General features: G+C 70.7%; 10 protein-coding genes and 1 pseudogene. 3 read left to right on the top strand and 8 right to left on the bottom strand.

The window, feature by feature from the left end; translation table 11 throughout:
* Positions 1-108: 108 nt before the first annotated feature.
* A pseudogene (locus tag PV396_RS18380) lies at positions 109-567 on the top strand (SRPBCC family protein); the annotation flags it as partial.
* Between the two features lie 184 nt (positions 568-751).
* On the opposite strand, the gene PV396_RS18375 reads toward PV396_RS18380, so the two are convergent.
* From PV396_RS18375 to PV396_RS18350, 6 genes are all read right to left on the bottom strand, one after another.
* Positions 752-1,462 carry a DUF6766 family protein gene (locus tag PV396_RS18375; protein WP_319205845.1) on the bottom strand — a complete coding sequence of 237 codons (711 nt, stop codon included), beginning with the start codon at positions 1,460-1,462 and terminating at the stop codon, positions 752-754.
* Between the two features lie 101 nt (positions 1,463-1,563).
* A complete protein-coding gene (locus PV396_RS18370) occupies positions 1,564-1,980 on the bottom strand; it encodes a hypothetical protein (protein WP_319205844.1) in 417 nt (138 codons plus the stop codon).
* A 223-nt stretch (positions 1,981-2,203) separates the two neighbouring features.
* On the bottom strand, positions 2,204-3,292 hold the full coding sequence (locus PV396_RS18365; RefSeq protein WP_319205843.1) for an iron-containing redox enzyme family protein: 1,089 nt from the start codon (positions 3,290-3,292) through the stop codon (positions 2,204-2,206).
* A complete protein-coding gene (locus PV396_RS18360; protein WP_319205842.1) occupies positions 3,289-3,540 on the bottom strand; it encodes a CDGSH iron-sulfur domain-containing protein in 252 nt (83 codons plus the stop codon). The genes PV396_RS18365 and PV396_RS18360 overlap by 4 nt, the downstream gene beginning before the upstream one ends.
* Positions 3,518-4,216 carry a HemK2/MTQ2 family protein methyltransferase gene (locus tag PV396_RS18355; RefSeq protein ID WP_319205841.1) on the bottom strand — a complete coding sequence of 233 codons (699 nt, stop codon included), beginning with the start codon at positions 4,214-4,216 and terminating at the stop codon, positions 3,518-3,520. Before PV396_RS18355 ends, PV396_RS18360 begins: the two co-directional genes overlap by 23 nt.
* 25 nt (positions 4,217-4,241) lie before the next feature.
* Complete coding sequence (locus PV396_RS18350) at positions 4,242-4,850, bottom strand: flavodoxin family protein (protein ID WP_319205840.1); 609 nt, start codon at positions 4,848-4,850, stop codon at positions 4,242-4,244.
* 329 nt (positions 4,851-5,179) lie between these two features.
* Here PV396_RS18350 and PV396_RS18345 point away from each other — a divergent pair, with 329 nt between their 5' ends.
* Together PV396_RS18345 and PV396_RS18340 are read left to right on the top strand one after the other, a co-directional pair.
* Positions 5,180-6,505 carry a phosphatase PAP2 family protein gene (locus PV396_RS18345; RefSeq protein WP_319205839.1) on the top strand — a complete coding sequence of 442 codons (1,326 nt, stop codon included), beginning with the start codon at positions 5,180-5,182 and terminating at the stop codon, positions 6,503-6,505.
* A gap of 153 nt (positions 6,506-6,658) precedes the next feature.
* Complete coding sequence (locus tag PV396_RS18340) at positions 6,659-9,763, top strand: fibronectin type III domain-containing protein (protein WP_319205838.1); 3,105 nt, start codon at positions 6,659-6,661, stop codon at positions 9,761-9,763.
* Positions 9,764-9,858: 95 nt separating this feature from the next.
* Here the strand turns inward: PV396_RS18340 and PV396_RS18335 are convergent, their stop codons facing one another.
* Positions 9,859-12,336 carry a carbohydrate binding domain-containing protein gene (locus PV396_RS18335; protein ID WP_319205837.1) on the bottom strand — a complete coding sequence of 826 codons (2,478 nt, stop codon included), beginning with the start codon at positions 12,334-12,336 and terminating at the stop codon, positions 9,859-9,861.
* Positions 12,337-12,446: 110 nt separating this feature from the next.
* Complete coding sequence (locus PV396_RS18330) at positions 12,447-13,316, bottom strand: glycoside hydrolase family 43 protein (protein WP_319205836.1); 870 nt, start codon at positions 13,314-13,316, stop codon at positions 12,447-12,449.
* Positions 13,317-13,350: the final 34 nt, after the last annotated feature.

The following is a 13,350-nucleotide window of genomic DNA, read 5'->3' as shown; positions in this document are numbered from 1 at the left end:
CGGGGTCTTCGTGGAGGTCTTCAACGCGTCGGTCTGGGTACCCGAGGTCGTGCGGAAAGAGTGCAAATACCGCGAACGATGTCCAATGCCTCAAACGAGGAGGAAAGCATGAGCACGGTGAAGGAAGCAGTGGAGGTGCAGGTTCCTCTCCACACCGCCTACAACCAGTGGACTCAGTTCGAGGAGTTCCCGAAGTTCATGGAGGGCGTCGAGGAGGTCCGGCAGCTGGACGAGCGGCACAACCACTGGACGACCAAGATCGGTGGGGTGAAGCGCGAGTTCGACACCGAGATCGTCGACCAGCTGGCGGACGACCGGATCACCTGGCGGTCCGTCGGCGGGGACACCGAGCAGCGCGGTTCCGTGCGGTTCGAGCGTCTCGACGACACGCACACGCGCGTGGAGCTGACGATGGAGGTCGAGCCCTCCGGCATGGCCGAGAAGGGCGCGGACGCGCTCGGCATGATCGACCGCCGGGTCAAGGGAGACCTGCACCGCTTCAAGGACTTCATCGAGGAGCACGGCGGCGAGACGGGCGCCTGGCGTGGCCGCATCCAGCCCGGCGAGCAGGGTGCGACCGGCACGGGCGGCGGCATGGGCGGCACGGGTGGCACCAGCGGCAGCCCCGGTGGCATGCCCGGCAGCCCCGGCACGATGCCCGGAACCCCCGGTCACCCGGGGCCCGGAGCGCCCGGCACCTCCGGCCCGCTCCTCTGACCTGACCGCCGCCTGACCCCGTAGCTCGGGTCTCTCACCCCTCCACGCCGGTGGCGCCGTGCGCGGCGCCCACCGGCTTGGACTCGGGGGAGCCTCGTTGGCGCAGGTAGATCGAGAGGACCGCCATCGAGGCGACGGCCAGCAGTTCGGACTGCCAGTTCTGCAGCGTGCGGTTCCAGAAGTCCGCGGCGCCCAGGTAGTCGGCCCAGCTCAGCGGGGCCTGGAGCTGCCGTAGCCGCTGTTCGTTGTAGGCGGCGGTACCCGTGATCGACTGGACCAGCCAGGACAGCAGGAAGACCGTCCCCATGACGAGCAGCAGGGAGTGCGAGTAGACGGCGCGCCGCCAGCCGCCCGCCTTGGCCCACTTGGGTGAGTCCTTCTTGGCGTGCGCGCCGACCAGCTGGTCCCTGTCGGACTCGGTGCCGGCCTTGTGCATCTCCTTGGACTCCGGGGAACCGCGCTGCAGCAGCCAGACGGTCACCCCGATGTAGAGGAAGAACTGCAGGTATTCCGACTGCCAGTTCTCCGACACGTCGACCGCGAAGTCCGACGTCGTCACGTACTCGCCCAGTGAGATCTGCTGGAGCTGGTCGGCGGCGAGCTGGTTGTTGAAGTCGGCGTGCCCGGCGATCGCCTGACCCGCCAGCGACAGCGCGAACGCGACCATGAAGAACAGCCCCAGCGCGTTGTCCCGCACAAAGCCCCGCGGACCCCGCGAGCCCCGCGCGCGCTCGGCGGCGCTCATCGGTGCATCAGCCCCAGGGTCGCCGAATAGGCGAGACCGACCGCGATGACGCCGACGACGACGATGAACATGACTCGCACACCACTCACACCTCTCACAGCTCACCCACCCTTGATCCGGCACTGGTACGGCTCCTCCGGCCGCGGTTCGCAGCCCGCGGCCACGACCTTCCAGCCGGAGGTGAAGTGGGACAGGAACAGGGTGTCGGTGGAGAGCACAGCCCGCGCCTGGTTGCCGTAGACATCCGTCCGGCGCACGCCCCCGCCCGGCTTCAGCGACTCCTCGCTCACCGCCTTCGGGCACGGACTGCCGGACGACTGTTCGAGCTCGTCCACGGTCGGGGGCGCGAGAACGGCGCACACACGGTCGTACGCCTCGTCGGTGAGCGCCTTTTCGAACATGGCGGCCGTGTCGCGTACGTCGTCCCGCCGCTCCGCCACCGTGCCGCACCCGCCGAGGGTGCCGACGGCGAGCAGGACGGAAACCGTCACCGTGGCCGCGTACGCACTCCGGGTCATCCACCCACCTCCCACGGCAGTAGACCGCAGCGATCCCTGTACGAACGGCTACCGCGCCCCGGCCTTCCCCCGCCCGGCCGATCCGGGGCGGACATGTCACGCGCCTTCCGCGACGACCCGTACGGTGTCCAGCTGACGGGGGGCTCGAGGGTGCGCTCGCTCGGCGGGCGAGGTGACCGCGCCTCCGCCTGGGGACCTTTTGCCGCAGGGCGTTGGGCGGGTGTCAGGTCGAGGGGCGGTCGGCGTCGAACACCTGCCTGTCGCCGGCGTTCGTGCCGGTGTCGCGCAACCCCGTCCTGCCCTCGTGCCAGGCGGACAGCAGGGCCGCCGACAGGCGGTCCTCGAGATACGTGGTCGCGTGGATGCCGAACACCACGTCGGCGTCCAGGTGGGGTTCGGCCTCCAGGAGGCCGCCGACCACGTCGTGGCGTACTACCTGTTCGTGGACCGCGTCCGCCGTCACGTGTTCCGTGTAGAAGCGGACCGCCGCCGGGCCCGCGTCCACCCGGCGCATCGCCTCGGCCAGACGGCGTGAGCCCGGGGACGATGTCACCTCGACGGCCGCGAAGTGGCCGACGAGCGCCGCGCGCAGCGCCCGGTGCAGGCCGAACAGGGACATCAGGTTGACGGTGGCCAGGGCCTCGGCCGGGGCGGCGTCGACATAGTGGCCGTACGTGGTGTCCAGCCCCAGGTCCGCCATCAGGTCGGCGAACAACTGCGCGTGGATCTCCTCGGCGCGGCCCCCGCCGAACTCGTCGAACTCCACCGCGACCATGGCCGCCTTGGCGCGACCGTGCAGTCGGGGGAGGACCCAGGCGTGCGGGTCCGCTTCCTTGAGGTGGTAGAGCGAGCGCGCGGCCGCGTAGGCGCGCAGGTGTTCGATGCCGCCTTCGTCACGGAGGAAGTACGAGACGCCGGTGCCGTCGTCGCCGACCGGCTCGAGTTGGAGTTCGTCGAGCGCCTGTTCGGCTGTCTCGGCGGGGTCGATCGGTACGTCCCGGCGCAGTGCGCCCATGAAGCGGTTCTCCAGCGCGGCGCGGTGGGCCAGCAGGCCGCTGTCCCATTCGAGGCTGTCCGGCACGTCCTGGAAGCCCTGGTAGTGCAGCTCGTAGAGGACGTAGAGGGCGAGTTGCAGGTCGTCGCCGTACGGGGAACAGGCGTCGAGGGGCGGCACGGCGGCCAGCGCGCTTCCGGCGGCCGACCCCCGCAGGAGGTCCGTCACCGCGGCGGAGAGCGGGCCGCGTGCCTCGGGCAGCGGCGGGGGCCGCAGCCGGGACTGCTGCCGGGAGGTCAGGGCCGGGGAGGCGGTCATGCGGCATCTCCCTTCGTGCCTCGCCCGGCGTCCGACGCGGGCGGTGTGCGGCGGCGGGCGCGGTGGCTGGTGTCGCACCAGGGGAACTCACGGCTGCGCCGGCAGGTGCAGACCGCCACGGTGAAGCGGTCGGAGACGGTCACCTCGCCGTCCTCGCCGACCACCTCCACCGGCCCCTCGATCAGCAGGGGGCCGTCGCGCTGGACGCGGACACGGCGGGGACGTTCAGGTGTGGGCGTGTTCGGCACGGATCACCACCAGCTCCTCTGTCGTACCGTCGTCGTCGGCCGTCAGCACCTGCTCCCGCAGCCAGGCGAGCCGCGAACGCAGCACACGGCCGTACGGCAGCCGGGCCCGGTCCACGACCTCCGCGCGCAGGCCGGCCTTCTCCAGTCGGGCCAGCGTCGCATCGACGCCGCACAGGTGCGAGTGGACGATCAGCAGGGCCCCGTCGGGGCGCAGGACCGTCGGCGCGGTGTCGCAGATGCGGTCGATCAGCTGCCGGCCGTCCTTCCCTGCGTCCCAGGCCCGGGCGAGACCCTGGGGCGGCTCGGGGTCCGGGGCGGGCACGTACGGCGGGTTGGTGATCACCAGGTCGAAGCGGCGCCCGGGTACGGCGGACGCCAGGTCGCCGTGGCGTACCCGCAGGGACTGCCCGTTGAGCAGGGCGTTCAGCCGGGTGGTGGCGAGCGCCCGCCAGGAGATGTCGACGGCGGTGACCCGGCCGCCGAGCCGGGCCGCCTCGACCGCGAGGAGCCCGCTTCCGGTGCCCAGGTCCAGTACGTCCGTCCGGGCCGTGATGCCCTCGCGGCGGATCGCCCGCCGCAGCAGCCGGGTGTCGGTCTGCGGCGCGTACACGCCCCGGGGGACCCAGCAGCGGAGCCGGCCGGGGGCGGCGGTGAGGGATTCGACTTCGACTGTCATGGGAGCCTCTCAGCCTCTCGGCGTCTCAGTCCGAGCCCGGCGCCCGCAGCGGGCGCGCGTCCAGCGCCCGGGCGACGCCGTGCAGGTTGTCGGCCATGGCGCGACCTGTGCTGTGCGCCCACTCGCGGCCCCGCTGCTCCTCCAGGTAGTCGGGCCCCGGTCCCGGGCCCAGGTGCCAGTACGTCCACGCCTGGCCGGGAATCGTGTAGCCGATGTCCGCGAGCGCCCCGGAGATCTCGCTGATGACGTGGTGCGCGCCGTCCTCGTTGCCGGTGACCACGACCCCGGCCACGCGGTTGTAGGCGACGGGGCGCTCCTCCTCGTCCGTCTCGGACAGCATCGCGTCCATCCGCTCCAGCACGCGCTGCGCCACCGAGGACGGCCTGCCCAGCCAGGTGGGCGAGGCGACGATCAGGATCTCCGACTCCAGGAGCTTCGCGTGGACCTGGGGCCACTGGTCCCCGTCGCCCGCGTCGGTGACGACACCGGGGGCGAGATGGAGATCGACGGCGCGTACGAAGTCCACCTCCACGTCGAGTGCGGAGAGCCGCTCCGCGACCACGGCGGCCAGCGCCTCGGTGTTGGAGGACTCCGGGGATTTCTTGAGGGTGCAGTTGACGACGAGTGCTCGCACGATCGCTCCGGCGTAGGGGACGGACGGTCAGACGGTCCACTGCGCGGACGGGAACCGGCAGCGCACCACGAGTACCCGTCGGCAGCAGACGTAACGGTCGACAGCGATCGGGGCCGATCAGGCGCGGCAGCGTAAACTCCACGACTCCATGAGTTCACGACGACTCGACGAGTCCACGACTTCACGGAGTGACGACGGGGGAGCTTTCTGTAGTACGCCGGTCGTGGGGACGGTGAATACCCGGAACCCGTACGGCGATTCGTCCATCTTCCTGTGCCGGGAGACCAACTGCTCCATGTAAATCCGGCAAATCTACCTGGAAGCCGTAAATGCCGCCACGAATACTCTCGCGAACAAACCCATGGCTCCTCGCCGGTGTGGTGCTCGTCGGATTCCTGATCGCGCTGGAGTTCTCCGCTCGTCACTACGGTCTGCCGGGACCGATCACCAACCAGCTGCAGGAAGTCGTGTTCGCCCCCAAGTCGGGGCCACTGCTCTACGCCAGCATGGCGTTGATGATGGTCGTGCTCACCTGGCGGCAACGGTTCATCTCCCTCGGGGTCGCGATCGGCATCGACGTCGTCTTCCTGCTGGTGCGGTGGGCGGCCGGGGCCCTGGTGGGCGGCAGTCACTTCTTCGGCAACGGCGCGCTGTGGGTGATGCTGGGCTGGGCGGTCGTCGCCGTGACGCGCCGGGCGGGCGATGAACGGCTCCTGCTGCTGAAGGGCGTCGGGCTCGGCCTGCTGCTGGTGGCCGGCCGCAAGGCGGGCGACACCTGGCTGCTGATCACGGCGAAGACCCGCCCGGTGGTGCTCGACCAGTACGTGGCGGTCGCCGATCACGCGCTGGGTGATCCGTCCTGGCTGATGGGCCGGGTCCTCAGGGCCGTCGGCCCGGTCGGCTCCCACGTGCTCGACTGGGTCTACATCCAGCTCGCGGTGGCCGCCGTCATCGTCGCGCTGTACCAGCTGCGCAACGTCGCGGCCGAGCGCCGGTTCCCGAGCCATCACGTGGTGCGCACCTTCCTGGCGATCGGCCTCCTCGGGCCGGCCGTCTACATGGTCTTCCCGGTGGTCGGACCGGTCTTCGCCTACGGCAACGGCGCCTTCGGCACCGGCGGCGGACACTGGGCGGTGGCCTACCTGTGGCCGGACACGCACCTGCCGATCGCCACCCCGCAGCCGATGACGTACGACGACATCACCCCCCGCAACTGCATGCCCAGCCTGCACACGGCGTGGGCGACCGCGATCTTCCTGCACTCCCGGAAGGGCCCGAGGTTCATGCGGTTCGCGGGCACGTTCTGGCTGGTGGCCACGCTTTCCGCGACGCTCGGCTTCGGCTACCACTACGGCGCGGACCTCGTCGCCGGTGTGGTGTTCGCGCTGACGGTCGAGGCGGCCGTGCGCTCGTTCGCACGCGGCTGGGACCGCTCGGGGATACAGCTCGTCGCGCACGGGGCGACGGTCTTCGTGGCGATGCTGCTGGCGTACCGCTTTCTGCCGATGGAGATGGCCGAGCATCCGTGGGTGTTCGGGCCCCTGGTCATCCTGGCGATGGTCTCGGTGATAGACGGCTACATACGGACCACCAGAAAATGGGACCCGGAGTCCGCCCCGGAACGGCGGCCGGAAGGGCGACTCGAACTGGTGTGAAAGTGGGTGTACGGGTTCCGCACGATTTCGGTTACGAATGTCTGTTCGCATGACATCATCGCGGGGCAGACACAGTGATCACCCGGGGGAACCATCCGATCCGTCATGCCGTAGGTAGGTGCTGCCCGGGCCTGAGGAAGGATGACGCCCCGCATGGGCAGACCCGTTCCCCCGCAGTCCGAAGCCCGGACGTCGCACCGGCTGCTGTGGCCGGTCACCGCCACCGCGGCGGCCGCGCTCCTCGCCGGTACGGTGCAGAGCCCGCCCCAGGTCCGGCCGGACACCGCCGCTCCCGTCGCGGCCGTGAGCTGCGCCGACGGGGTGTGGAAGGCCGACTACTACCCCAACACCACGCTCACCGGCACACCCCGCAGGACATTGTGCGACAAGGCGATCGGCGAGAACTGGGGCAGCGGTCACCCCGCCGGTATCTCCCTGCCCAACGACCGCTTCGGCGCCCGCTGGACGATGAGCCGGAACTTCGGCGGAGGCGGGCCGTTCCTGCTGAAGACCGCGGCCCAGGACGGTGTCCGGGTCTGGATCGACGGCAAGCGTCATGTCGACCTGTGGCGTGACTACACCACCACCCAGCGCGCGAGCGTCAAGGTGACCGTGCCCGCGGGGAAGCACACCGTGCGGGTCGACTACGCGGCCGTCACGGGCGCCGCCAACATCGCCGTCAGCCTGGCCCCGACCACTCCGGACCGGACCGCCCCGCTGGCCCCCGGCTCCGCGAAGGCGGTGTCCGGTGATACCCGGGCCACCGTCAGCTGGGCCCGCAACGCCGAGGCGGACCTGGCCGGTTACCGCGTCTACCGCTCCACCAGCACCCCCGTGGCGATCGACACCGCGCACCGGATCAGCGGCTCCGCCCTGCTGACCGGCACCTCGTTCACCTCGACCGGACTGCGCAACGGCACCAAGTACTGGTTCGCCGTCACCGCCGTCGACCGCACCGGCAACCAGTCCCGCGCCTCGGCCGCCGTCTCGGCCGTCCCGGCGGACAAGACCCCGCCGCGCGCCCCGGACATCCTGGGCGCCGACGGGTACGGCGACATCGACCTCAACGGCAACGGCGTACCCGACTCCGGCGACGACCTCGGCGAGAACTTCCTCAGCTGGGGCCCGAGTTGGGACGACGACTTCAGCAACCGGGACGCCTTCGCCGGCTACCACGTCTACCGCGCCACCGCCCCCGGCGGCCCCTGGACCAGGATCCGCAGCGCCGACGCCCGGGTGGTCCAGGACAACGGGTACTCCGACAAGGGCGCGCCGATCGGCGTCACCGCGTACTACAGGGTGACGGCCGTCGACACGGCGGGCAACGAGTCCGCCCCGGCCACCACCGAGTCCGGTGAGTACGCCAGGAACATCGCCTCCGCGCTGCGCCCCGACACGGGGCTGTACCCGCCGCAGCGACCCACCGGGCTCAGGGGCACGCTGAGCGGGGACAACGCGGCGCTGGACTGGGCCGACAACGCGGTGGGCAGCCCCGTGCACGGACTGGGCGCCGGCTACCAGGTGCAGTCGGCCTCCTCGGCCTCCGGCCCCTGGGACCTGCTCGTCGACCCCGAGACCCCCCTCACCGCCTCCCAGTTCACCGACACCGACCTTCCCGCCGGCGGTACCCGCCACTACCGGGTGCGCACCGTGGGCAAGGCCGTCGACGCCGACACCCCGCTCACCTACTCGGAGTGGACCGACCCGGTGAGCGTGAGCCGTCCGCTGCCGCCGGACACCACCCCGCCCGCCGCGCCCGCCGCCCCCGAGGTCACCGCACCGGTCGGCGGCACCACCGCCACCCTGGCCTGGACCACCCACGGCTGGCCCGGCTACGAGCAGGACTTCGCGGGTTACCAGATCACGCGCGGCACCAGCCCCGACGGCCCGTTCACCGACACCGGGAGCGCCCGCACGCCGCAGTGCGCCGACGTACCCGGCGGCGACGAGCAGGTGCGCTGCACGCTCACCGACGGGCCCATCGCCGCCGACGCCACCCCGTACTACCGGGTCGTCGCGGTCGACCAGCTCGGCAACCGCTCCTCCGGCACCGTGGTGCGGCTCGCGCGACTCGCCCCGCCGGCGCCCAAGCCGCCCACGCCCACCGGGCTGACGGCCACCCGCGACGACGGCGGCCTCATGCTCGACTGGAACGACTCCCCGCCGTCCGAGGTCTACCGCTACTACCTGCTCCGCACGACGTACGGCAGCTCCTGCGACAAGAACGCCTACACCTTCGAGACGGCCAACTCGTACTACCTGGACCCCGAGCCGTTCCGCAAGGCCCGTTACTGCCTCTCGGTGCGCGGCTTCGAGGGCAACTACAGCGATCCGCTCTGGATCGACGTCCCGGAGTACCCCGCCCCCGCCCCGCAGCAACCGGAACGACCGGCCTCGGCGGCCGCCACCGACGGCATCCGGCTGACCTGGAACTCCAACGACCCCACCGCGGCGAACTACGAGGTGTGGCGCCGTACCGAGACCGACGCCGTGTTCATCAAGAGCGGTGCCGTCCCCGGGACAACCCCGCAGTGGACCGACCCGACCGCCCCGGCCGGCACGCCCACCTGCTACCGGACCGTCGCCGTGGACGCGGCGGGCAACCGCTCAAGCTTCTCCGAGAGCGACTGCGCGGTCCGCCCGTACGCCGCCGACGTCACCCGTCCCGCCCGGCCCACCGGACTGACCGGACGGCAGGACGGCGCCGCCGTGATCCTGTCCTGGCAGCCGGTTCCCGGCGCCACCGGGTACATCGTCCACCGGTACTGGACCGACCCCGCCTACCCGGGCCCCCGGGTCCAGGACCAGCCCGTGACGGCCACCACGGTGACCGACACCAACGGCCTCTACCCCTCCTCCAACGCCAACTACGCGGTGATCGCCGTGAACGCCGAGGGTGTGCGTTCCGAGACGGCGGTGCTCCCGTGGGTGGGCGACGGCTACGGCGCCAACATGACCCTGACCGCGAACGGCTCGGCGGACGGTGTGCTGCTGAGCTGGGTGTGGACCTGCGAGTGGTCACCGTGCGCGGAACCGACCTCGGTGGCGATCCAGCGCTGGAACACCACCACCCAGGTGTGGGACGAACTGACCTCCACCGTGCCCGGCAACGCGGTGTCCTACCTGGACACGGACGCACCGGCCGGCGCGACCTCGTACTACCGGGTGCAGGTCTACGCCTCGCACGGCGAGTACGACGAACAGCTCGGCTACGCGAGCGTCCCGGGAACGCGGCCGGGGGCGTCGGCCTCGAGCTGACGCCGTACCGGTCGGTCCGCTCAGCCGCCCCGTCGCCCTGAAGGGCGGCGGGGCGGCGCTATGAAGAAACCTTTCCTCTCGTGGGGCGGACGCCGTCAGGAGAGCTTGATCAGGGAGTAGTCGTCGCAGTAACCGGCCGCGGAACCCGCGTCCTTGTAGCAGTAGACCGCCGCCGAGGTGTTGGTGCTCCCGGTGGTGAAGAAGACGGGCTGCTGGGCGTAGGCGGTGCTCGAGGTGCGCAGGTAGGTCTCGGTGCCGCCGAAGCCCTTCACTCCCACGGCGACCTGCTCACCACCGGTCGCGACCTTGGCCCAGCCGGTCAGCAGGTAGGTGCTGCCGGCGGTGAGACCCGAGGCGGCCTGCTCGACACCGCTGGTGGCGGCGCCGGTCTGCAGGGAGTAGGTGCCGGTGCGGGCGTTGGAGGCGACCACGTTCGACTGGGCGCCGCTGCCGCTGCGGGTCCACGGGCTCAGGGAGCCGGTCTCGAAGCCCGCGTTGGTCAGGACGTTGGACGGGGTGGAGATCCGTTCCACCGCGAGGTCGTCGCAGTTGCCGGTGCCGGTGCCGCCGGTGTTCTTCCAGCAGTAGACCAGGGCCGAGGTGTTGGAGCCGCCCGTGGTGAACAGCACCGCGGCCTGGGAGTACGACGTCGTGGCGACGTTGGTGAAGGTCTCCGTGCCGCCGTAGTTCTTGACGCCGATCGCGAGGGTCTCCCCGGCGTTCGCGACCTTGGCCCAACCGGTCAGCAGGTAGGTGGTGTTGGGGCTGAGGCCGGTCAGGTTCTGGTTGGCGCCGCTGCCGCTGGCCTGGGTGGTCAGCGCGTAGCCGCCGGTGCGGGCGCCCGTGGAGGTGACGGACGGGGCGGCGCCGCTGTTGGTCCAGGGGCTCATCGCGCCGCTCTCGAAACCGGCGTTGGCGACGAGGTTGCCGCCGGTGCCGTTGTCGGCGCCGATGTTGGGCGCGGCCGTCGCGGAGATGGTGTTGCCGAAGGCGTCCTTGCCGCCGTTGCCGCTGATGACCGCCCCGGCCCGGATCACGGGGGAGGAGGGGTGGACCTGGTAGGCGGCGATGCCGGTGTACGAGGAGGAGGTGTTGGTGTTGCCCGGGTTGCGGAACTCGGGGTCGGTCACGACCTTGGCCGAGTCGGCGGGCTCGGAGGACGGGTGGGTGCCGTAGAAGAGGTTGTTGGAGTAGACGGATCCGGCGCTGGTGGTGAAGTAGCCGCCGGTGCCGTAGTTGAACACCGCGTTGTTGCGGAACGACAGGGTCCCGGTGACGCTGCCGCCCTTGCGCGAGTACAGGATCGGGGTGTTCAGGCCGCTCTTGTTGACGTAGATGCTGTTGTTGTAGATCTGCGGAACGGCGACCGCGCTGCCGCTCTTGTTGGGGATGTTGCCGACGAGGTGGAAGACGCCCGTGCCGTGGGTCGGGGTGCCCGCGGCGGGGCAGCCCGCGTTGGTGCCGTCGTTCTCGCTGATGTTGTAGCGGATCACCGTGCCGTCGCTGGGGACGGTCGAGGTGGGCTCGTTGGCGATCGAGAAGGGCGGCATGATCAGCATGAAGCCACCGAGGTTCTGGTGGCTGTAGTTGTACTGGAACGTGGTGTTGTGGTTGCCCCAGTCGACGTCGTAGCCGGTGCCGTCGGCGCCGTCGACGTGGCAGTAGACCTCGTTGTTCTGGACCACGGTGTCGTTGCTGCCGGACATCCAGATGCCGGCCGAGGCGCGGTTGCAGTACTGGCCGGACGGGCAGTCCTCCTTGGCGCCGCCGTAGCCGGCCTTGTTGCCCTCGATGAGCGCCCCGTCGTTCTTGACGACGAGGATGTCGTCGGCGCCGCTGTAGGTGATCGTGTTGTCGCGGATGACCGTGTTCGTGGTCTGGGCGGTGCCCTGGCCGTCCCCGTCCGGGGTGACGGCGACGGCGATCCGGTCGACGTGGTCGAAGGTGTTGTCCTCGACCACCACGTCGTCCCAGGTGGAGACGGGTGTGGTGTGGTTGGTCTGGACGCCGACGCCCGCGTTCGTGGCGTACCAGCCGCCCGACCAGCCGCTGATGTGGTGGATGTTCATGTCGTGCACCCGGATGTGGTGCAGGACGCCGCCGGAGCTGTTCTCGGCGAGGACGCCCGAGCGGTACGCGGGTGACGCGGCCGGGTTGGTGAGTTCCAGGCCGCCGATCTCCCAGTACTGCTGGTTGAGCAGGTGGATGACGGGTCCGGTGGCGCCGCCCGCGTTGATGACCGGCTTGGCGCCGGTGCCGTAGGAGCCCATCGTGATGGGGCTGCCGGAGGCGCCCGAGCCCTGCGGGGTGAGCTGGCCGGAACACGTGGTGCCGGTGGCGAAGAGGATGTTGTCGCCGGCGCCGAAGGTGGTGTTGTTGACGCCGGTCACGGAGTTCCAGGGGCTGGCCTGGGTGCCGTTGCCGTTGGTCGCGGCCGAGCAGTCGACGTAGTAGGTGCTGCCGGCCGCCAGGGCGGCGGGAGCCGGGATGAGGAGGGCGCCCGCCAGCGTGGCGAGCAGGGTGAGGACGCGGGATGCCCTGAGACCGGGGCGGTCCGATCTGCGACGCTTCATTGCGACGCTCCTTGCTGGGTGTATGAGTCCCCGGGCCGCGGGATGCGACGCGGGGCTTCCTGCACCGGGCGGGCCGAGGCGGATCCGCCCGGAATCTGTGGCGGGGCGCCTCAGCGGGTCGGGAGTGACGCCCGGAGCGAGGCCGGGAGGGGCGTTTCGAGTACGGAGGCGTGCCGCATGCCCGGCGGCAGTGCCAGGTCGACGGGTTCCCAGACCGCGCCGTCCTTACTGCGGGCGGCCCCGTACTTTCCTTCGAGGAAGTGGTCGTAGATCATGACCAGCTCGTCGTCGCGGCGGAAGATCGACGGGCCTTCCACCAGTGAGGGAGTCACCGGCCCCACAGAGGAGTCGTAGGGGCCTCCGGGGGCGTCGAAGGCGATCAGGTGGATGTCCTTGTGGGTGGTGGCGAGGTCGTTGGTGCCGCGTTCGTCCTTGAAGGCCATGAGGAATCCGCCGCCGTCCGCCTCGCGCACGGTCGCGTCGATGACCGAGTGGCCGGGGTCGAAGAAGAGACTCGGGGCGGAGAACGTGCGGAAGTCCTCGGTGCTGCAGTGCCAGATGCGGTGGTCCTGGCCGATGTGCTCGTAGTCGCGGCCCTCGGCCGTGCTTCCGGCCTCCACGACGGACGACCAGATGAGGTGGTACAGCCCGGTCGCGCGGTCCAGGAAGAACTCGGGGGCCCAGGCGTTGTGGGCTCCCTCGACACCGGCCATGACGGGGACGAGTTCCTGGGGCGACCAGGTCAGCAGGTCGGTGGAGGTGGCGTGCACGATGCAGGGGCTCGTCCAGCCGTCGGTGGCCAGCAGATGGAACAGACCGTCGGGGCCCACCCCGATGAACGGGTCGCGCAGTCTGCCGGTGCCGACCGTGCCCCGTAGAACGGGCCGCCCGTCGTTCACCGCTGCGAATTCCTCGCCGTCGTGGCTGTAGGCGAGGTGCAGTGCCTCGTCGGCGTCGGTGAAGTATGAGACCACGTACATCGGGATGGTCCTTCCGGGACGTCGGGGCGCGGGT

It is taken from the genome of Streptomyces sp. ME02-8801-2C (assembly GCF_033793965.1).
Classification (GTDB): domain Bacteria; phylum Actinomycetota; class Actinomycetes; order Streptomycetales; family Streptomycetaceae; genus Streptomyces.
The sequence above is the reverse complement of the archived record's forward strand: the minus strand, read 5'-3'. Positions and strand labels throughout refer to the sequence as shown.